Below are 20,801 nucleotides of genomic sequence, written 5' to 3'. Positions count from 1 at the left end.
TATGCCTTGTAATAAAACTATGTAAATCATTTCTAATAAATTATCGGTATGGACCTAAGGAACGGAGTCATCAAGGTGAACCCATGTCACATTGTCGAAGTTCAGCATGCGTTTAATGTGATCGCCACCCCATAAGAATTCGTTTCTGCACAGATGGCACCAAACCTTAGAACGACAATAGGTAGACCTTTGTCATTATAAGCGGATAGGGTTTGTTCAGAAAGGATTTTAGTGGAGATATGTTTCTGGGTGGTCATATGCGAGGGTGTAGACGTCAAGTTGATTTTGACACTTTTTGCTCGTTTGCCTTTTACACTTCTGCCGAAAACAATGATTTTCGGTTCCTCATCCGATGACTGTCGTCATCACTATGTATGATTTCGACGCGATGGAGTAAGCGGTCCAGTATCGCAGTCGTGATGCCCTGGTCCCCGATCAATTCGCCCCATTGATCGGGGCTTTTGTTCGAGGTCAGGATGATCGAGCTGCGCTCATAAAGGTGGTTGACGAGATGGAAGAAGAGATTGGCTTCTCGTTGGCCCATCGCCATGTACATCAGGTCATCGATGATGACCAGGTCCGAATCTCGCAACCTTTTTAACTGGATCTTCGACTTGCTTGAGAACTCTTCACTTTTTAATAGTTGGACGAGTTCGCCCATCGTGACGAAGTATACCTTGAACCCGTGGTTGACCGCCTCGATTCCCAGCCCCACAGCCAAAAACGTCTTTCCGACGCCCGGAGGGCCCAAGAGGATCAGGTTGTACTGTTGTTCGAGCCAGTTGAGTTGTTTCAACTGCTTCAGCTGTCGGGCGGTTAGTGCGGTCTGTTCCACTAAATTGAACTCCGAGAGGGATTTGATGAACGGGAATCGGGCCCACTTCATTCGTCTTTCCAAACTTTTAGCGTCTCGTTTTGCGCGTTCATGGTTCGTGATGGCACTTAGAAATTCGATATACGTCCAGGAGGCCATTTCGGCCTCTCTCAAAATCTGTGGGAGGGCGTCAGCCGTCTCGGCGAGACGAAGCTGCCGAAAGTCCTGTTGTAACTCGGAAACGCTTTGACTCATTTTGCCGTCACCCCTTTCAGGATGTCGGTGTAGGCTTGGATCGGCCTCGTTGCGACCTGTATCCCGGATTTCTTCGGACGTTCGGTATCGGGTTTTGTATCACACCCATCGTCCGCGAGGATCGCGAGATAGTGGACCACGTCCCGGAAATCGTTGGCGCTGAACAGACTCTCTTGCGAACACTTTTCCAGTGCTATCGTTAAGTGATTAGGATACATGGTCGCGACGTCCCTAATGATGTTGAACTGGTCACGTCGGTATCTCGGGTAACGCTTTGAGAGCTACCCAGATAATCGGACGCCGCCCCTCTGTCCTCGAAATAGGTGAGGACCTGTTGCTTCAGTTCTTCGATTCCTTTGGAACGATCCCGAAGGTGGTCACGGCTTTGAATCAGTTTTCCGCTCTCTTTGCTGACCCGGTGGTCTGCGATCACTTCTCCCTCGGGAGATTCGCGAATCAATAACCGTTCCTGTTCGGTCACCTCGAGGAACACCACCTTCTTCTTGACCGATGAGTAGGTCCCGATTGGGACGGTGTAACGGTTTGAGCGATAACGGATTGTGTTGTCCTTGCTGACGTTCCTTGCTATACTTTCGGTACGGATACTTTCGAAAGAGAGTAGCGATAAGACCGGTTGTAAGTGTTGTTTTTCGACGGAGAACACTTCAGCTGGTCTTTTTTTCGTTGTCTGATGGACGTTATGATTTCCAGTCCTCTCCAACCATCTCATGGAACGGTGGTTCCAATCCTCGATATGCCGGTACACTCGGCTGTCCGCGAAGTTCCGTTTGATGTACTTCACGACGTTCTCGATCATACCCTTCGACTCCGGGTCGGCCCTGCGACATAAATGAATCTTGAACTTCCGTTCGTTCACGTAGGCTTGAAACTCATTGGTCAATAGGACGTCACCTGCGTTCTCGTTGATTGCGATGAGGTGATCCTGGTCGTAGACGATTTCAGAAGGGCGCCCACCATAAAATTGGAACGCATTTTCGTGGCAGTGAATGGTGTCCTTGGTGGTGAACGGTCGTTCTCTCCATTCGGCATATTTCATCCGAGAGTGCGTAAGTAAGAACGCGATGAAATAAAGCTTTATCATTTTTCCATCTTTAGTCCGTTGTCTGGTCTCACCCCAGTCCACCTGTATTTGCTTGCCCATCGGTTGTTCTGGGATGGCCTCGTAATGGCGGACGACCCTTTTCTTTTCGATCTGATAGATTTCTCGGATTTCATTCACGTATGTCCTGACCGTGCTCGATCCGACCGACAGGTCGGGATATCTTTCAAGTAACCAGTCATGTACTTGTGCGCTGCTCAAATGCAGATACTCCTCCAACCATGCAATGATCCAGTCTCGGTAGGCATCGAGCTTCTTCTTTCGTGAACAGGCTTTCTCGTCAAATTCATGTAGGGCATCTTCATATGTCATCTTCAGGTACTTATATACCGTCGGTCTCGATATTTTTAGTGCTGTGCGATTTGAGCCACTTTCATGTTTTGCTGATACATTTGATGAATCTTGATATGTAACACTAACTTTTCCTCCAAATCCATTCCCTCCAGATAAAATAGCCTCAACTACTCTATCGGAGTTCTGTTCTGATTTTTCGGCAATAGTGTAAAATCGTATCGAGCAAAAACTGTCAATTTTATTCTAGCGTTCACAGAGGGATGAAGAATCGTCTAGGTATAGTGAACTCGAGACATAATTTCACTAGGAAAGACACTCTTTTTTGAATGAAGATTGTCTGAGCTTGTTCACGAGTTGATGCGACGTCATCGTCATCTTTTCCATGACATGAAGTAAAGTTGAGAAAAAACAAGGTCGATTTCGTGGAAACAGATAGCGCTTTCGTTATAATGAAAGACGAATCGATATAAATAGAGGTGAGACATAATGAAACAGAATAAACTATTGGTCATCGCGACGCTCTTCGCGGTCGCCTTGGTGGCCGTCGTGGTCGTCCTGATGAATCAACCGACCGAACAAGCCGAAACGGCGGCACCGGCGACGACAGAACACGTGTCGACGGAAGGCCAGCCGACGCTCGGCGATGCGGACGCACCCGTCTCGGTCGTGGAGTTCGGGGATTATAAATGCCCGTCTTGTAAACAGTGGGGCGAAACGGTCTATCCGAAGTTGAAGGAAGACTATATCGACACCGGAAAAATCAGTTTCAGCTACATCAACGTCCTGTTCCACGGACAAGAGTCGATTTTGGCATCGCTCGCTTCAGAGTCGGTGTATGAACAAGACCCGGACGCGTTCTGGGATTTCCATAAGGCGCTCTACGACGCGCAACCGGCGAGTCAGCAGCACGACGAGGCATGGGTCACGGTCGAGCGGTTGACAGAGATTGCGAGCGAGACGACATCGGTCGACGTGGCGAAGCTCGAGGACGATTTGAGTGAAAACTCGACGGTGCTCGAACAGGTGAGTCTCGATGACGGGCTTGTCAAAGAGCACGGTGTCCAGTTCACGCCATCGATCATGATTAACGGCGTCATGCTCGAAGACCCGTTCGACTACGAGACGATTGAGCGATTGATTGAGCAAGGCACACCATGAAGCAGTCATTTTTGACCCGTTATGGTCTGTATCTCGCTTGGCTCGTCGCCCTCACGGCGACGTTCGGCAGTCTTTATTTCAGCGAGATTCGTGAGTTCGTGCCATGTGAGCTCTGCTGGATTCAACGCATCTTTATGTATCCGCTCGTCATCTTGCTCGGGGTCGCCGTGTTCACGGACGACCGGGCGGTGAAGAAGTATGTATTGCCGCTCTCCATCATCGGCGGTCTGATTTCACTGTACCATTATTTGGTTCAAAAAGTACCCGGTTTCGCCGATATCAAGCCGTGCGTGCAAGGCGTACCGTGCAACGTGCAATACATCAACTGGTTCGGGTTCGTCACGATCCCGTTCCTTGCCTTGACGGCATTTACTTTGATCACGCTCCTCGTCTGGCGCGTGAGACGCAACTGACAATGAAGGAGATGGAACGTGTGAAGAAATGGATGCTCATTGGCTTGATTAGCCTGATGGCGGTGCTCGCCGCGTGCAGCAATGAAATTGAAGACCCGCTCAATTGGGAGATCGAGTCGTTCAATTATATGAATCAAAATGAAGAGATGGTCAGTCTCGATGATTTGAAAGGGAAGGTATGGATGGCCGACTTCGTGTTCACAAACTGTGAGACGGTCTGTCCACCGATGACGTACAACATGACGAAACTCAATGAAGCGCTCGTCGAGGAAGGCGTCGAAGACGTCCAATTCGTGTCGTTCAGCGTCGACCCGACCGTCGATACGCCGGACAAGATTCAAGCGTTCATGGCTGATTACGACTTGGCGAAAGCCGATTGGCAATTCTTGACGGGCTATTCGCAAGAAGAGATTGAGGCGTTTGCGCAACAAAACTTCAAAGCGCTCGTCCGCAAACCGTCAGAAGGCACCCAAGTGGATCACGCGACGTGGTTCTATCTCGTCGATCAGGACGGGAAAATCATCAAGGCGTATCAAGGATTCCAAGACGTGCCGATCGAGGACATCGTCAACGACATCAAGATTTTACAGAACTCTTAAGACGGCCCGTGCTGTCTCAGATTGTAGACATCACATTGTCTGCAGTCTTTTTTATTTGCCCGACCGGGCACAGTTCGCTTTTCTGAGGACAAACAGGGAGCCGCATCGAGACATTGTCGCTGCTGGACCTCCCTTTGCTTGCTGATCCCCTGGAAGTCTCGCCGTGCCCTTGGTCGGTCCACGCATCAATCCTTTTTTTCGTAACGTCATCGCTTTTTTATAATGAGGGACATAGAAACAGTTATGTAGGAGAATCGAATGATCAGGAAATCAACAAAATCGGAAAACCAACCGAACTCAATTGGAGATAGTAACGTTCGACGAACTCGTGCCAGCGAACCAACTGTTACGGAAAATCGAGACACGCATTTACAAAACGATGGTCGAATTTTTTGATTGTGAACGGAGATTTTTATAATAACAATACAATTACCACAAACGGGGACGCGAGCATCGGACTAAATCAAGCGGCATCCGTAAATTTTAGTGTATCTTCAACAACTGACTATTGTGCGTATATTTATTTGGATGGATATACTTTTTTTAAAATTATGACATTCTGTGATTAAATATAATTCAATAGTTTCAAAGTGGAAGTTGTAAATCGTACCATTATTTATATTAGATGAATTATAAAATTAAGTGCAATACCCCAACGTGAACGCAAAAAAAGCCCATAGCGGCGGCCTAGTGTAGAATGAAGTTACGACGCAAACATTCAGACGGAGGAGTCGCCATGAGCTATACCCATCTTACCACAACCGAGCGCGTGGAAATAGAGACCTATCTGGGGCTTGGGCGGCAGTCCTCGACCGTCTCGCGGGAGATCAGACGGAACACCGGGTAAAAATCGGAACGTGCACAGGAACGCTATGTGAGGGCGAAAGAGAACTGTGGCGCTAAGACGAAGCTCGACGACATGATGCGTCGCGACGTTCATCGAGCGCAAGGACCGGTTCTACCTCGTCCTACCAATCGCGAACCGCAGTGCGGCCTCGATTTTGGAGGTGATCAACACGTTCCATGGCGTCTTCCCAGAGGGGTACATTCATGACGGCGACGACGGACTGAGGCAAGGCGTTCAGCTGTTACGAGCGCATCCGGTCCTCACTTGGCATGCCACTTTATTTCGCCGACCCTTATTCATCACGGTAGCAGGGGAGCGATGTGAACCTCAACAGTCTTCTCCGCTAGTTCTTCCCGAAGGGTTTAAACTTCTCATAGGTCAGTGATGACGAACTAGCAGACGCACTCGCCAAGATTAATGCTAACCAGCATTTACTTACTGAAAAATTAAAATGGAATGTGAGGGAAGATTATAACTGCTACTAAGAATGTGAAACTAATAGTGGCTTTTTTCTCATTTAATAAGAAGGAATGAGAAGGGCAATAAATACAGACCTATCGTGGTCAAAAACAATAAAAATAATCCGGGATAAAAATAATTATCAACTGAACCAATAGGAATACTTAAGATGCTAAATGTACTGTTTGAAAACATACAAAATTTTTCAAGAAGGATATTACTTGTTAATTCTACGCATATAAGCAATAAAGATGAATAAAAAAGGTATTTATTATTAATCAAATCCAAAAAAAGTCCTAAAATTTGTTTATTAAAAGAAAATAATGTTCTAATATTATTCTGTAAGAAAGAAATAGAGGCTATTTGCTTCTTTAATACTTATTATAACTCAAAAGCAGAGGAATAAAATGAAAAAAATTTCCACTTTAACTTTAGCAACTTTACTTTCTGCTAATCTATTTATCCCATCAGTTGGCGCTGAAGAAAATGTAAACTACTTTATTGATAGCTTGAGTGAATTTTCACAAGAAAGTAAAGAAATAATGGATAAGAAAAAAGCTAGCAAAACTAATCAAAAGTTGACTAAAATAAACAACTCTAAATCTTTCAGTTATTCTGTACTCTCATCAAATGAAGGTTTACTTCCAGAAGAATTAACATTAATTAAAAATACTAGCCCAGAAGTTCTTAATCAATATAACGAATTGTTAGAAGAGGAAATCTCTGTTTTTTCTATCGCTGATGATGAAAATTTAGGAGGGAATTCTAAAGTGACGTATACACTTCCTAAAACTGGAGCAGAAATTACAGTGGTGACATCAAACGAATTAGTTGAATTGGCAAAAACTCCTCAAAATAAAGCTATTGTTCAAAGTCTTCAATTAACACGAAGTTTTGGTACATATTCTTATAAAATTGCATATAGTATCCGTGCGTTATTGTACCCTGATTCTACTTGTGGTCTTGTGACTACCTATACCACAAGATCTGATGGCTTAAGATTAACTGGGCACAGTACTAGTGGGACGTCGAGTATTTTTCCGACAGCAATCAAAGCTTCTTCGCAAGCAATTGATTCACGTGCTGAAAAAATCGGATACGATATTAACGCTATGGGATTATACAACGTTACTGTCGGTGGCTATAACGGAATTGGATTAATGTCATTTGATATGTCAATAACAAGTAAAGTGAGATGGGATGCTTCTACGTCAACTGGACTTAAAGTTACTCAAACGTATTCGCAAGTAGGAGATAAGTCTCGTTAAGCAGTATAATAAGTATTAAAAATATTTTTTAAGAAATGAAAACAATTTTCTAGAGGTACACCATTCTCCGGAATGGTGTTTTTGTTTGGTATCCATTTAGTAATTTCTTATCAATTTGAAACCGATTAAAGTAACAGCTTACTTTAATACAATGGTCATGGTATTATTTAATAAAATCATCGTTGTGTTAAAAGGAGGCTTATCATGTATACGATTGATGAGGCATTTGAAATCTTATCGAAGAACAAGCTCACAAGCCATAAGGAGACGGTCCGCAACTGGGTACGAAAAGGCGTGATCCAGGCAGAACCGCTCGAGTCACGTAAAAAAGGATATCGGATCAGTGAGGAGGCGCTCGAACAGTTCATCAAAGAACGGATGCCTGAAGGGTGGGAGCTGCATCCGGAGTCGGTGACAGGGGAAGCAAGGGATGTCATCAAGAATGAAGCAGAGGCCCCGTATCATGTTGAAGTCGATGTAGAAGCGATTAAAGAACGGGTCCGCGAGGAGATGTGGTATGAGCTTCTCGGTAAATTCGTCTTTGAAGACTATTTTGTCCTGAAGAAATCGGAGGTCAAGGCTGCCGTCGAGCATATGCGCTATTCAAAAGAGTTCGAAGCCGAGGTGTGGGAACGTTGCTCGGAGCACACGTGGGGCCACGCAACACCTCGAGTCCCGTACCTGCTCGATTACTTCATGTTCGAAGGAGAGCGGATTCCCTTCAATAAAGATTTCGGTGGAAGAGATGAGCAAATCATCCACGCGTTAATTGAGAAAATTCGGCTCGATAAAGTGAATCGAAAACGTAAATGAATATAAAAAGACATTCTCTTAGAAATGGAGGATGTCTTTTTATACAATCATCATTGTTTTAATTTTTGGGTTGAAATCATTCCCCGACCATTCCGACGTTGTCGTTATCACGCATATAGGGGTAGAGCCAATGGTCGCTCATAATCGGCATCGTGAAACCGGCGTCTTTCGCTTCCTGGATCGTCACCTGACCGTCTCCATTCGTATCTCATCACCAGCAGGCTCGTTCGTGGCTGGGGATTCCAACTCACTTTCTGTGAGTGCCTCGTTCAACTCGTCCGGATTGACCTTGTCGAACGAGTCGGTAACCACATTTCTTTTGACCGTATATGTGTATTGGTAATGTGATGTAATATAAGTTTTCGTATCTAGATATGTGATGATCATTTTAAAGTCAATCGCGCCGCCGTCCTTACGGATAACATGTCACCTGTCGAGCTTACTGTATTCGACGCCTGAAACCTTAACGACCGTCTGACGTGACACGGATCAATTTACAATGCTCATTCGTGGACGCACAATACTCGCAATCCCCATATTTGATATCGACAGGTCCTTCTGTAATAGTCGCCGCACTTGATTCCGTGGTGCCCGGCTCGGACGTCTTGATGTTTTTCCTCTGTCGTAAGTATTTTTTCTGTGTTCTCTACTGTAGAGGAACTGCTCTATTGGGAACATCAGGAAAATAAAGGTATAGCTTGAGGTGCGGCTGAGTAAGTGAAATTCATTTCCTTTCTCTTTGAATGAATAGTTTCAGTATTACCAATTCTTTTATTTATCTGACTGTGAATCCAAGTTGTTTGAGACTCGTGTATATCCAATTTCATCATTAAGGACCTCTGTTCGTTTGCTTACTCATCAAATATAAAAAACGAACATTGATAAAAAGATGAGTTAATGGACAATTAAGACAAAATGAAAAGGACTATTTAAAGCCCTTTTCATTTTTTGTGAAAAGATAAACAAATATGTCTTTCTAACGTTCGTTAACGGGAATTACTATTAGAAAAATCATTTTATGTTTTTCATTCAAATATTCACTTGAATATTGACCAAGGAAAGGTATATACTATATTCAAGTGAACACTTGAATATCAATGGGGTGATAATGTGAATAAGAAAGATACTTGTGAATTTTTTTGTTATGACGAGGAAAAGGTCAATCGAATACAAGGTGATTTAAAAACAATCGATATTGTTAGTGTTGCCCAAATGTTAAAAGCAATTGCGGATGAAAATAGGGCAAAGATTACCTATGCTTTGTGTCAAGATGAAGAGTTATGTGTGTGTGATATAGCAAATATTATTGGTATTACGGTGGCAAATGCTTCTCATCATTTAAGGACCCTTCATAAGCAGGGGATTGTAAGATATAGAAAAGAAGGAAAACTAGCGTTTTATTCGTTAGACGATGAACATATTAGACAAATAATGATGATTGTACTAGAACATAAGAAAGAAGTGAATGTCAATGTCTGATCAAAAGGCAATAACATCTGAACAAGAAATGAAGGCCTATCGTGTACAAGGTTTTACTTGCGCAAACTGCGCGGGTAAATTCGAAAAAAATGTAAAACAGCTATCTGGAGTTGAGGATGCAAAAGTAAATTTTGGTGCATCTAAAATTGTTGTTTATGGTAATGCAACGATAGAAGAACTAGAAAAAGCAGGTGCATTTGAGAATCTCAAAGTGACACCTGAAAAATCTGCTCGCCAAGCATCACAAGAGGTAAAAGAAGATACGAAAGAAGATAAAGTGCCATTTTATAAAAAGCACAGTACGCTGCTCTTTGCGTCCTTATTGATTGCGTTCGGTTACCTGTCCCAGAGTGTGAATGGGGAAGAGAACCTCGTTACTACATTATTATTTTTAGCATCCATGTTGATCGGAGGATTATCGCTTTTCAAAGTCGGTTTGCAAAACTTGTTTCGCTTTGAGTTTGACATGAAAACCCTTATGACAGTGGCTGTTATAGGTGGCGCTATCATTGGGGAATGGGGAGAAGTGGCCATTGTTGTCATTCTCTTTGCGATTAGTGAAGCTCTTGAACGATTCTCTATGGATAAAGCAAGACAATCCATTCGTTCATTAATGGATATTGCACCAAAAGAGGCACTCGTTAGACGAAATGGACAAGAATTGATGATCCATGTGGATGACATTGCCATTGGTGATATTATGATCGTGAAACCCGGCCAGAAGATTGCCATGGACGGGACTGTAGTAAGCGGCTATTCGGCTGTTAACCAGGCGGCCATTACGGGCGAGTCTGTTCCTGTTGCGAAAACGGTTGATGATGAAGTGTTTGCAGGTACTTTAAATGAAGAAGGCTTGCTTGAGGTAAAAATAACTAAGCTGGTAGAAGACACAACGATTGCAAAAATTATTCATCTTGTAGAGGAAGCACAGGGAGAACGTGCCCCATCTCAAGCATTTGTCGAAAAATTCGCGAAATATTATACGCCAGTCATTATGGTCATTGCAGCTTTAGTCGCTATAGTCCCTCCATTATTCTTTGATGGCAGTTGGGAAACATGGATTTATCAAGGATTAGCTGTTCTTGTTGTCGGCTGTCCTTGTGCATTGGTTATTTCCACTCCGATTTCCATTGTTTCAGCAATCGGGAATGCAGCGAAAAAGGGCGTTCTTATAAAAGGCGGTATTTATCTAGAAGAAATGGGTGCCTTAAAGGCCATTGCATTTGATAAAACGGGCACACTAACAAAAGGTGTCCCAGTGGTAACTGATTTTAATGTGTTGAACAAGCAGGCAAATGAAAAAGAATTGCTGTCCATCATTACTGCATTAGAATATCGTTCCCAGCATCCTCTTGCTTCAGCCATTATGAAAAAAGCAGAAGCGGAGAACATTAATTATTCTGACGTACAGGTAGAGGATTTCTCTTCTATCACAGGAAAGGGTATAAAGGGTATCGTAAACGGGACGACTTATTACATCGGTAGCCCGAAACTCTTTAAGGAATTATTGACTAATGATTTCGATAAAGACTTAGAGCAAAATGTTACTACTCTTCAAAACCAAGGCAAGACAGCTATGGTGGTCGGAACTGAAAAAGAAATACTTGCTGTGATTGCGGTAGCGGATGAAGTACGTGAATCAAGTAAAGACGTTATTCAGAAATTGCATCAACTTGGCATCAAAAAGACCATTATGCTTACAGGCGATAACCAAGGTACCGCGAATGCGATCGGCGGCCATGTTGGCGTATCGGATATTCAGGCAGAACTGATGCCAGAGGACAAATTAAACTATATTAAACAATTGAGATCCGAGTATGGAAAAGTAGCCATGATTGGAGATGGTGTCAATGATGCCCCTGCGTTAGCAGCTTCTACCGTTGGGATTGCAATGGGTGGAGCTGGTACAGATACAGCACTGGAAACGGCAGACGTTGCTTTAATGGGAGATGATTTAAGAAAACTTCCATTCACTGTGAAACTAAGCCGTAAATCCCTAAATATCATCAAAGCTAACATCACCTTTGCAATTGCCATTAAATTTATTGCCTTGCTATTGGTCATACCGGGCTGGTTAACACTTTGGATTGCCATCCTTTCAGACATGGGGGCAACTCTTCTGGTAGCGCTAAATAGTATGCGGCTTATGCGGGTCAAGGAATAAAAGGGAAAAGGGCTTTCTGGTTGTCTGGAAAGCCCTTTTTCTTACCATGTATAGAAATTTGGGGGTTAGTTACATTAAAAATGATTAAAAACGGGTATACGTTACAGGTTGGTTCACAGCAGTTTTAGGATTACATATTGCACGAAAACGGTTCTGTTTTTTCGTGAAAGACCGTTCGTTTATTTCATTCTGAAATCACCGGAGGAGGAAGCTAAAATGACAAAAGATGTCGATTTGTTAGTAATAGGAGCAGGATCTGGAGGTTATGTGGCGGCCATACGGGCGGCCCAGTTGGGGAAAAAAGTGGTTCTGGTAGATAAAGCAGAACTAGGGGGCGTTTGCCTTAACCGGGGGTGTATCCCATCAAAAGCTCTTATTAGTGCGTCTGAGCGGGTAAAACATATTCAACACGCCAGTGCAATGGGCATCAAGGTTTCTGGTGAAGTTCAAGTAGATATGCCGGAAGTAGTAAAGTGGAAAGACGGCATCGTGAATAAGTTAACCAGCGGGGTTAAGACCTTACTGAAAGGCAATGGAGTAGAGGTAATCAGTGGAGAAGCCTATCTTACTAAACCCTATACGGCTAAAATCAAAATGAATAACGAAGAACAAGTATATTCCTACAAAGATTTAATCCTTGCGATAGGATCTTTGCCTTTCGAACTAAAAAGTATGCCATTTGATAAAAAAAGAATCATTTCTTCCACTGAGGCATTGGTGCTGCAGGAAGTACCAAAACATTTAGTTGTGGTAGGCGGTGGTTATATTGGTTTGGAGCTGGGCACTGCTTATGCCAAATTCGGATCAAAAGTGACCATTCTCGAAGGGTCCAACACGATTCTTCCAGGTACCGATCCTATGCTTACAAATGTGGTAAAACGGCATCTAAAAGAACTAGGTATCACAGTTGTAACCAATGCTCTGGTCCAAGGCGGAGAAAACACAGGGGATGAAGTAAAAGTTCGTGTACAGGTTGATGGCAAGGAAGAAGTGGTTAACGGAGATTATTGCTTAGTTTCTATAGGAAGAAAGCCGAACACAGGGAAAATTGGGTTGGAAAATATCGGAGTAGAATTAGACGAGCGTGGTTTTATTAAGATAAATGAGAAATGCCAGACAAACGTGGAGCATGTTTATGCAATAGGTGACTGTGCTGGCGGATACCTCCTTGCCCATAAAGCTAGCTACGAAGGAAAAGTAGCTGCAGAAGTGATTAGCGGACAAAACAGCATCATTGATTTTCAAGCCATGCCTTTTGTTATCTTCAGTGATCCTGAAGTTGCCTACACAGGATTAACAGAGAAAGAAGCAAAAGAACAGGGATACGAAACGGTTTCCAGCCGTTTTCCATTCCAAGCGAACGGAAGGGCATTATCTGTTTCAGATGCAGATGGCTTTGTGCAGATTGTAGCCGAGAAGAACAGCAAAAGGGTGTTAGGCGCACAGATGGTAGGACCAGAAGTATCGTCGCTTATTGCTGAAGCAGTTTTTGCCATTGAATCTGGAGCAACTGCCGAAGATCTAAGCCTTACAATCCATGCCCATCCAACGTTGCCTGAGCCATTGATGGATGCGGCGGAAGGTGTGATGGGGCACGCCATTCACATGCTGAATAAAAAGAAATAATGTGAATGCAGCAGACCGGCACTTTTCATAAGTGCAGGTTAAACTTTTCATTTAATGGAGTGGGGGAATTAATGGACATTTTGTTTTACGTCCTAACTGCGGCTTTCGCAAATGTCCTGGGTGGCTTTGTGATCTTTCTTAAAAAAAATTGGTCTAGAAGGGGCTTAAATGGCTTAATGGCGCTGAGCGCCGGGATACTTTTCGCTATTGCGATTATGGATTTAATACCAGAAGCATTAGAAATTCAGGAATCCAGTGCCCTATATATTGTTATTGGATTTGGTTTGATCTTTTTGTTCCAGCAGTTTCTTGCACCCCATTTTCATTTCGGAGAAGAGACTCATAAACATTCTCATTCTCAAAGCACAACCTTTAGTGCTTTATTGGGCATGCTGGTTCACACGTTTTTTGATGGTGTCTCTATTGTAGCCAGTTTCAAAATAGACGAGAGAATAGGATTTGTTGTATTGATTGCTGTATTAATACATAAAATTCCGGATGGTTTAACGATTTCTTCCATCGTATTTGCAAGCTTTGAAAGCAAGAAGAAGGCGATAGGAGCATCTTTCTTATTGGGTCTATCAACGATAACAGGCGCGATCGCAGCCGTGTCTCTAACACAATTTTTTATGGTAGATAGCAGCATCCTCGCGATAGCTCTTTCCATTACAGCAGGAATATTTCTATACATATCTACCGTTGACTTGCTGCCTGTTGTTAGTGCCACTGAAGACAGAGTCGTTATTCTTTTCTTTTTTGTAGGGATATTGCTATATTTTGCTCTTCACTGGATAGGGGAGCTACTTCCCGTATATTTACACTAAGCAGGGGAGAACCTATTCATAACATTCAAACATACGTGTGAATGTTTTAATAACTTACCATGGAGTTGATAAAAGTGGCTTTGACTATTATTTCCGCAATTGGGGCTTTCTTAGTAACCAATATTGATGATATTTTTGTTTTGATGCTGCTGTTCTCTCAGGCAAATGCACAGGCTAGAGCGACTGGCGGTTTAAAGATGAACGCGCAGACAAAGAGTAACCGGATCTACCCTAAAGATATAGTCATTGGGCAATACTTAGGTTTTGCCTTGCTGGTTTTAATCAGTCTTTTGGGAACTTTTGGCGTCATGTTGATTCCAGAAAAATGGGTTGGATTGCTTGGTTTAATTCCGATCTATTTAGGGATTAAACTGTTTATTAAGGGTGAAGATGAAGATGAAGGTGCGATCCTCTCCAGTTTAAACTCAGGGAGATTTAACAAACTATTTATGAGTGTAGCCTTCATCACATTCGCTAATGGCGGGGACAATATCGGCATCTATGTGCCTTATTTTACAACTTTAAGTGTGAATGAACTGGTAATTACGGTTATTATCTTCTTTATAATGGTTGCTGTCTGGTGTTTTGTAGGATATCGTTTAGCTTCCTTCAGACATGTTTCTGAAGTTTTGGAGAAATACGGAAGATGGATTATCCCTATAGTCTTTGTTGGATTAGGGGTATACATCATGGCAGAGAACGAAACGTTTAGTGCCCTTTTGAGTTTAATAAATTATTAAAAAATAATCTGAACTGCCCCCCGTCAAGTAGACAGTGGAAATAATAAAAGTGATTTAAGCGGCTTTCGCTCTATATTCTTTAGGGCTGAGGCCGTTTAATCGTTTTTGGTATCTTTCGTGATTATAAAAATAGATGTACTCATTTATGGCAATGTTAAGTTCTTCAAAGGTCTGATACTTATGTAAATAATACTTTTCACATTTTAACGTGCCGAAAAAAGATTCCATTGGTCCATTATCAATACAGCGACCAACCCGTGACATACTTTGAGTCATTCCTGCCGCCTCTAATTTACGCTTGAACGCCTTAGAGGTGTATTGGAATCCACGATCACTATGAATCAGTGGGTGTTCTTGATGCAATCGTACGATTGCCTGGTCAAGCGTTTTAAATACCAGTTGATTATTATTAGAGTGTCCCAGCACATAGCTAATAATGGATCCGTCATAAAGATCACGAATCACACTTAGATAGGCCTTCTTAGATAGGCCATATTTAAATTCTGTCACATCCGTTACCCATTTCTCATTCGGCTTTTTAACTGTGAATTCACGGTTTAATACGTTCTCTGCCACATGTTGTGGTGACGACTTTTTGTGCCGTTTTCGCTTCTGGCGGATGACCGAACGGATCTCATGGATACGCATGAGACGATAGATGCGCTTCTCATTGTATGCCGGCAGGTCATGCTGGCGTCGTCTGCGATTGACCGTCATGGTGATCCGTCGATAACCGTAGGTCCCGTTCACCTGGTCGTAGAGGAGGCGGATGTCTTCCAATAGGCTCAAGTTCTCTTCTTCGCGTACCGAGACGGTACGCTTCAACCATTTATAGTAGGCGGCCCGTGAGACCTGCGCGATCTCGCACAGGAGCACGACCGGGAACGTGTCGGTCGTCGACATTTCCTCGATGACCATGTATCGCAATTGTAGCCTGATCTGGCTGATCAACCTCTCCTCTCGATTTCCTCCAACTTTTTTAGGAACAGGTTCTCGGCACGAAGGCGCTCGTTCTCCCGCTCGATCTGTTGAATGCGACGTTCGAGCTTCTCCTCGTTGGTCAGTTCCTCTTCTTGCTTCGTCCGTCCGCGCCGGTCCTCGAGCCCGTGCACGCCGTCGGCGTCATATTTTTTCGTCCACCCATAGACCTGTTGGTACGACACGGCGAATACCTCGGCCGTCCGTTGATAGTTCCGTCCGTTGTCCAGGCAATACCTGACTATCTCCATGCGTTCCTCGAATGTGGTCTTTCTCCCTTTTGTCATAGCTCGATCCATCCCTTTTCTCGAATCTGTTAACTCGCTATGACTAGTATACTTCTTAATCCATTTTCGAAGAACAGATCCATCACTGATTTGATAGTTGGAGAGGACTTCCATCGTGGTGGCCCCGTCGAGGTAGTCACGGACGGCCGCGATTTTCTGTTCCTTGGTGTACAGTTTCCATGTCTTCGATTCCTTCAATGCGTCACTCCCGCCGGTATCGAATTTCACTTTCCACACCCGGAGGGTATTCTCAGAAACGTGATGAGTCTCCATGATTTCCTTCCATGTATGCGTTTCTTCTTCCATCATGCGCAGTGCAGCCAGTTTTTGTTCGATTGAATGCCGACTTCTCGCCATAAAAAAACACTCCCCAATAGAATAAACAGATTTGTTATTTCATCTGTCTACCTATTGGGGAGCATATCATTCTTGAGTCAGTTATTCTTTTTGTTTATTTAGGGTCTTCGGAATATATAGTGGAATTACTTTCTTAATAGTTTAAAAACAACTGGTGTTTAAATCGGATTTTCTGGTGGGATGTTAGGATAATCAATAATATTATATAAAAGTATCAATCACATACGAGTGATACTTTGGGAAAAAATAAAATAGTCCAATTTACTTGACCGTGTACTATGGTACACGGTTTATAATATTCATGGGGTGAAATAAGATGATTTATCGCATTAGTGAGTTTGCAGATAAATGTGGAGTTAATAAAGAAACGATCAGATATTACGAGCGAAAAAATTTATTACAAGAACCTCACCGAACGGAAGCTGGTTATCGGATATATTCATATGATGACGTTAAGCGTGTTGGGTTTATTAAACGAATACAGGAACTTGGTTTTTCTTTAAGCGAGATTTATAAATTACTTGGTGTTGTAGATAAAGATGAAGTTCGTTGTCAAGATATGTTCGAATTTGTTTCTAAAAAACAAAAGGAAGTGCAAAAACAAATAGAGGATTTAAAACGAATTGAAACTATGTTAGACGACTTAAAACAACGATGTCCAGATGAAAAGCAATTACATTCGTGTCCAATAATAGAAACATTAACATGAGAGATTAATTAACGAAAGGAGCTTTTTTATGAATAAATTTAAGGTAAACATTTCAGGAATGACTTGTACGGGTTGTGAAAAACACGTAGAATCAGCACTTGAAAAGATAGGTGCTAAAAATATTGAGTCTAGTTATCGTCGTGGTGAAGCAGTATTTGAACTGCCCGATGATATTGAGGTTAAAAGTGCAATAAAGGCGATTGATGAAGCAAATTACCAAGCCGGAGAAATTGAAGAAGTATCATCACTAGAAAACGTGGCGTTAATTAATGAAGACAATTATGACCTTCTTATTATTGGTTCTGGTGCTGCTGCCTTTTCTTCGGCAATTAAAGCTATAGAATACGGTGCAAAAGTTGGAATGATTGAGCGTGGAACGGTTGGGGGAACCTGTGTGAATATTGGCTGTGTTCCGTCAAAAACTCTTCTTAGGGCAGGTGAAATCAATCATTTATCAAAAGACAATCCGTTTATAGGTTTACAAACATCCGCTGGAGAAGTGGATTTAGCTAGTTTAATCACGCAAAAGGATAAATTAGTGAGCGAACTTCGGAATCAAAAATATATGGATTTAATTGATGAATATAATTTTGATTTAATTAAAGGTGAAGCAAAATTCGTTGATGCTAGGACGGTTGAGGTCAATGGGGCAAAGTTATCTGCAAAACGCTTTTTAATTGCAACAGGTGCATCGCCTTCGTTGCCCCAAATTTCAGGACTTGAAAAAATGGACTATTTAACTAGTACAACACTTCTTGAGTTAAAGAAAATACCAAAACGATTAACTGTAATTGGTTCAGGATACATTGGAATGGAGCTTGGACAACTATTTCATCATTTAGGTTCAGAAATAACGCTTATGCAAAGAAGTGAGCGACTTTTAAAGGAGTATGATCCTGAGATTTCAGAGTCAGTTGAAAAAGCGTTAATTGAACAGGGTATAAACCTTGTCAAAGGGGCAACTTTTGAGCGTGTTGAACAAAGTGGAGAGATAAAAAGGGTTTACGTAACAGTAAATGGCAGTAGAGAAGTCATTGAATCAGATCAGTTACTTGTTGCCACTGGAAGAAAACCAAATACGGATTCTTTAAATTTAAGTGCAGCAGGTGTTGAAACTGGAAAAAATAATGAAATCCTGATCAATGATTTTGGTCAAACAAGTAATGAAAAGATTTATGCAGCAGGAGATGTGACTTTAGGACCACAATTTGTGTATGTAGCAGCCTATGAAGGTGGAATTATTACTGATAATGCTATTGGTGGATTAAACAAAAAAATAGATTTATCGGTAGTTCCTGCTGTTACGTTTACGAATCCGACGGTTGCAACGGTTGGTTTAACAGAAGAACAAGCAAAAGAGAAAGGGTATGATGTGAAGACATCTGTATTACCTTTAGATGCTGTTCCAAGAGCAATTGTAAACCGTGAAACAACCGGTGTATTTAAACTAGTAGCAGATGCAGAAACACTAAAAGTATTAGGGGTTCATATTGTATCTGAGAATGCAGGAGATGTCATCTATGCAGCATCATTAGCTGTTAAATTTGGCTTAACGATAGAAGATTTAACAGAAACCCTAGCACCATATTTAACAATGGCTGAAGGGCTAAAATTAGCTGCACTTACGTTCGATAAAGATATTTCGAAATTATCTTGTTGTGCAGGCTAAGGGAACTTTTTTACAACTCCCTATTCAAGTGAACCAGCTAATGCTTTAAGGGATTTTCTAAGTGCATTTGTGGTCACAAAAATAATTTAACACTGATGATTTCGACATCAAATCTATAATTGATACCTTAACACCGCAGAGTAATAAAGGATGAATAATATGTCAGACTTATTATCCCTACCAGACATTAAAACAATAGAACCGCCACAAGAAAATGAAACCGATATGATGTTTAAAGTTGAAGCAGTCGGACCACCTGAACGTTGTCCTGAATGTGGTTTTGACAAGTTGTACAAACACAGTTCAAGAAATCAACTAATTATGGATTTGCCCATTCGTTTAAAGCGAGTGGGCTTACAATTGAACCGTAGACGATACAAGTGTCGTGAATGCGGATCTACCTTCTGGGAACGCCTAATATCTGTAGATGAAAAGCGTAGTATGACCAAAAGGCTTTTAAAGTCCATTCAAGAGCAATCCATGTCTAAGACCTTTGTAGAAGTCGCAGAAAGCGTTGGTGTTGACGAGAAAACCATTAGGAACGTTTTTAAGGACTATGTGGCACTCAAAGAACGTGAATACCAGTTTGAAACTCCTAAGTGGCTTGGGATAGACGAGATACATATTATCCGTAGACCTCGGCTTGTATTGACTAATATTGAACGCAGGACTATTTATGACATCAAGCCTAACCGTAACAAGGAAACAGTCATCCAACGTCTTTCAGAAATCAGTGACAGGACTTACATTGAGTACGTCACAATGGATATGTGGAAGCCCTACAAAGACGCAGTGAACACTATCCTTCCACACGCTAAAGTTGTCGTAGATAAGTTTCATGTAGTTAGAATGGCTAATCAAGCCTTAGATAACGTCAGAAAGTCTTTGAAAGCCCATATGAGCCAAAAAGAAAGACGTACCCTTATGCGTGAAAGGTTTATCCTTCTAAAGCGTAAACACGATCTAAATGAACGTGAATCATTCCTCTTAGATACTTGGTTAGGTAATCTTCCTGCTTTAAAAGAAGCCTATGAACTCAAAGAAGAGTTTTACTGGATATGGGATACTCCTGATCCAGATGAAGGTCATCTTCGTTATAGTCAATGGAGACACCGTTGTATGTCCAGCAACTCTAAAGACGCATATAAAGACCTCGTGAGAGCCGTAGACAACTGGCATGTCGAAATATTCAACTACTTTGATAAAAGGCTCACTAATGCTTATACGGAGTCAATTAACAGCATTATTAGGCAGGTAGAGCGAATGGGTAGAGGTTACTCGTTTGATGCCTTACGAGCCAAAATCCTTTTCAATGAGAAGCTCCATAAAAAGCGTAAGCCACGATTTAATTCAAGTGCTTTCAATAAAGCTATGTTATACGATACTTTCAATTGGTATGAAGTGAATGATCACGACATTACAGACAACTTTGGTGTCGATTTTTCCACACTTATTAAGAATTTGGAGAAGGGTGATTTATAAGCCCTTTTCCACCATGAAATCCGAATACCCTTTATTTATTTAGGAGTCAGTATGTACTTTCTCACAAAAGATGAAAAAAATTAAAGAAGTACAAAAATATATAATGTCTTGATGTTTTAGGGAGCTATTCTTTGATGATAAAGTTAATGAGAGCTAATCAGGATTTTATTTCATTTTTAGGGAAGTCTGTGTCACGAAATAATTTTCGTGACACAGACTTCGAACAACCGCCAGGGCGTTAGTCCATCGATTGTTCCACGTGGATGATTGCCTCGAACGGTACATGAATGATTCCGTCCCGCTGATTGGCCAGCTCGACGGTCCGCTCCATATAGTTCGTCCGGTGCACAAAACCCTTGAATCGTTTCATCTCCCGCTTCTCCACATATTTTACCTCTACCAAATCTCCGCTGAAGATCGCGTCGTTCAGCACATTCTCATAGACC

At 42.2% G+C, this 20,801-nt stretch carries 16 protein-coding genes and 2 pseudogenes; 13 read left to right on the top strand and 5 right to left on the bottom strand.

What is annotated here, in order from left to right; all coding sequences use genetic code 11:
• Positions 1–310: 310 nt before the first annotated feature.
• Together istB and istA are read right to left on the bottom strand one after the other, a co-directional pair.
• A complete protein-coding gene (gene istB / locus KNO70_RS15650; protein ID WP_214689670.1) occupies positions 311–1,069 on the bottom strand; it encodes an IS21-like element helper ATPase IstB in 759 nt (252 codons plus the stop codon).
• Positions 1,066–2,605 (bottom strand): annotated as a pseudogene (istA, locus tag KNO70_RS15645) (IS21 family transposase). Before istA ends, istB begins: the two are co-directional and overlap by 4 nt.
• A gap of 364 nt (positions 2,606–2,969) precedes the next feature.
• On the opposite strand from istA, the gene KNO70_RS15640 reads away from it, so the two are divergent.
• The 5 genes from KNO70_RS15640 (at position 2,970) to KNO70_RS15620 (ending at position 8,040) form a co-directional block, all read left to right on the top strand.
• Positions 2,970–3,641 (top strand): DsbA family protein, encoded by a 672-nt coding sequence (locus tag KNO70_RS15640; RefSeq protein ID WP_214689672.1) that lies wholly within the window; start codon positions 2,970–2,972, stop codon positions 3,639–3,641.
• A complete protein-coding gene (locus KNO70_RS15635; RefSeq protein ID WP_214689674.1) occupies positions 3,638–4,054 on the top strand; it encodes a disulfide oxidoreductase in 417 nt (138 codons plus the stop codon). Before KNO70_RS15640 ends, KNO70_RS15635 begins: the two co-directional genes overlap by 4 nt.
• Positions 4,055–4,065: 11 nt before the next feature.
• On the top strand, positions 4,066–4,653 hold the full coding sequence (locus KNO70_RS15630; protein ID WP_214689690.1) for an SCO family protein: 588 nt from the start codon (positions 4,066–4,068) through the stop codon (positions 4,651–4,653).
• Between the two features lie 1,713 nt (positions 4,654–6,366).
• Entirely contained in the window at positions 6,367–7,227 is an 861-nt protein-coding gene (locus KNO70_RS15625; RefSeq protein ID WP_214689680.1) for a hypothetical protein, read from the top strand.
• Between the two features lie 204 nt (positions 7,228–7,431).
• Entirely contained in the window at positions 7,432–8,040 is a 609-nt protein-coding gene (locus KNO70_RS15620; RefSeq protein WP_214812825.1) for a helix-turn-helix domain-containing protein, read from the top strand.
• Between the two features lie 76 nt (positions 8,041–8,116).
• On the opposite strand, the pseudogene KNO70_RS16360 reads toward KNO70_RS15620, so the two are convergent.
• Positions 8,117–8,460 (bottom strand): annotated as a pseudogene (locus KNO70_RS16360) (DNA/RNA non-specific endonuclease); the annotation flags it as partial.
• A 690-nt stretch (positions 8,461–9,150) separates the two neighbouring features.
• Here KNO70_RS16360 and cadC point away from each other — a divergent pair.
• From cadC to KNO70_RS15595, 5 genes are all read left to right on the top strand, one after another.
• The gene (gene cadC / locus KNO70_RS15615) at positions 9,151–9,519 is read left to right on the top strand and encodes a Cd(II)-sensing metalloregulatory transcriptional repressor CadC (protein WP_214689684.1); all 369 of its coding nucleotides are present in this window, start codon (positions 9,151–9,153) and stop codon (positions 9,517–9,519) included.
• Positions 9,512–11,683: a heavy metal translocating P-type ATPase gene (locus KNO70_RS15610; RefSeq protein ID WP_214731547.1), complete on the top strand. Its 2,172-nt coding sequence runs from the start codon at positions 9,512–9,514 to the stop codon at positions 11,681–11,683. The genes cadC and KNO70_RS15610 overlap by 8 nt, the downstream gene beginning before the upstream one ends.
• A 216-nt stretch (positions 11,684–11,899) precedes the next feature.
• Entirely contained in the window at positions 11,900–13,309 is a 1,410-nt protein-coding gene (lpdA, locus tag KNO70_RS15605; RefSeq protein WP_214812824.1) for a dihydrolipoyl dehydrogenase, read from the top strand.
• A gap of 5 nt (positions 13,310–13,314) precedes the next feature.
• Complete coding sequence (locus KNO70_RS15600; protein WP_251024846.1) at positions 13,315–14,133, top strand: ZIP family metal transporter; 819 nt, start codon at positions 13,315–13,317, stop codon at positions 14,131–14,133.
• 74 nt (positions 14,134–14,207) lie between these two features.
• Positions 14,208–14,873 carry a CadD family cadmium resistance transporter gene (locus KNO70_RS15595; protein WP_435528659.1) on the top strand — a complete coding sequence of 222 codons (666 nt, stop codon included), beginning with the start codon at positions 14,208–14,210 and terminating at the stop codon, positions 14,871–14,873.
• A 54-nt stretch (positions 14,874–14,927) separates the two neighbouring features.
• Here the strand turns inward: KNO70_RS15595 and KNO70_RS15590 are convergent.
• A protein-coding gene (locus KNO70_RS15590) for an IS3 family transposase (protein ID WP_214812823.1) occupies positions 14,928–16,495 on the bottom strand; the annotation gives its coding sequence in 2 pieces (ribosomal slippage) (positions 14,928–15,844 and positions 15,844–16,495; 1,569 coding nt in all).
• A 316-nt stretch (positions 16,496–16,811) separates the two neighbouring features.
• On the opposite strand from KNO70_RS15590, the gene merR reads away from it, so the two are divergent.
• The 3 genes from merR (at position 16,812) to KNO70_RS15575 (ending at position 20,355) form a co-directional block, all read left to right on the top strand.
• Positions 16,812–17,204, top strand: coding sequence for a mercury resistance transcriptional regulator MerR (merR, locus tag KNO70_RS15585; protein ID WP_001863748.1), 393 nt, complete (start codon positions 16,812–16,814; stop codon positions 17,202–17,204).
• 28 nt (positions 17,205–17,232) lie between these two features.
• Positions 17,233–18,873, top strand: a complete 1,641-nt coding sequence (gene merA / locus KNO70_RS15580) for a mercury(II) reductase (protein WP_214812822.1) — start codon at positions 17,233–17,235, stop codon at positions 18,871–18,873.
• A gap of 159 nt (positions 18,874–19,032) precedes the next feature.
• The gene (locus KNO70_RS15575; RefSeq protein ID WP_009374086.1) at positions 19,033–20,355 is read left to right on the top strand and encodes an ISL3 family transposase; all 1,323 of its coding nucleotides are present in this window, start codon (positions 19,033–19,035) and stop codon (positions 20,353–20,355) included.
• A 238-nt stretch (positions 20,356–20,593) separates the two neighbouring features.
• Here the strand turns inward: KNO70_RS15575 and KNO70_RS15570 are convergent.
• Positions 20,594–20,801: YolD-like family protein (locus KNO70_RS15570; protein ID WP_214689688.1), on the bottom strand; the 208-nt coding region annotated here is incomplete at its 5' end.

It is taken from the genome of Exiguobacterium sp. s181 (assembly GCF_018617125.1).
Classification (GTDB): Bacteria; Bacillota; Bacilli; order Exiguobacteriales; family Exiguobacteriaceae; genus Exiguobacterium; species Exiguobacterium profundum.
This window is presented reverse-complemented; position numbering and strand designations above follow the sequence as displayed.

Coding starts and splice junctions, on each gene's coding strand:
- KNO70_RS15630 (WP_214689690.1), top strand. CDS start 4,066: ATGGAACGTGTGAAGAAATGGATGCTCATTGGCTTGATTAGCCTGATG.
- KNO70_RS15640 (WP_214689672.1), top strand. CDS start 2,970: ATGAAACAGAATAAACTATTGGTCATCGCGACGCTCTTCGCGGTCGCC.
- lpdA (WP_214812824.1), top strand. CDS start 11,900: ATGACAAAAGATGTCGATTTGTTAGTAATAGGAGCAGGATCTGGAGGT.
- KNO70_RS15625 (WP_214689680.1), top strand. CDS start 6,367: ATGAAAAAAATTTCCACTTTAACTTTAGCAACTTTACTTTCTGCTAAT.
- KNO70_RS15635 (WP_214689674.1), top strand. CDS start 3,638: ATGAAGCAGTCATTTTTGACCCGTTATGGTCTGTATCTCGCTTGGCTC.
- merA (WP_214812822.1), top strand. CDS start 17,233: ATGAATAAATTTAAGGTAAACATTTCAGGAATGACTTGTACGGGTTGT.
- KNO70_RS15600 (WP_251024846.1), top strand. CDS start 13,315: ATGCAGCAGACCGGCACTTTTCATAAGTGCAGGTTAAACTTTTCATTT.
- istB (WP_214689670.1), bottom strand. CDS start 1,069: ATGAGTCAAAGCGTTTCCGAGTTACAACAGGACTTTCGGCAGCTTCGT.
- KNO70_RS15620 (WP_214812825.1), top strand. CDS start 7,432: ATGTATACGATTGATGAGGCATTTGAAATCTTATCGAAGAACAAGCTC.
- KNO70_RS15610 (WP_214731547.1), top strand. CDS start 9,512: ATGTCTGATCAAAAGGCAATAACATCTGAACAAGAAATGAAGGCCTAT.
- KNO70_RS15575 (WP_009374086.1), top strand. CDS start 19,033: ATGTCAGACTTATTATCCCTACCAGACATTAAAACAATAGAACCGCCA.
- merR (WP_001863748.1), top strand. CDS start 16,812: ATGATTTATCGCATTAGTGAGTTTGCAGATAAATGTGGAGTTAATAAA.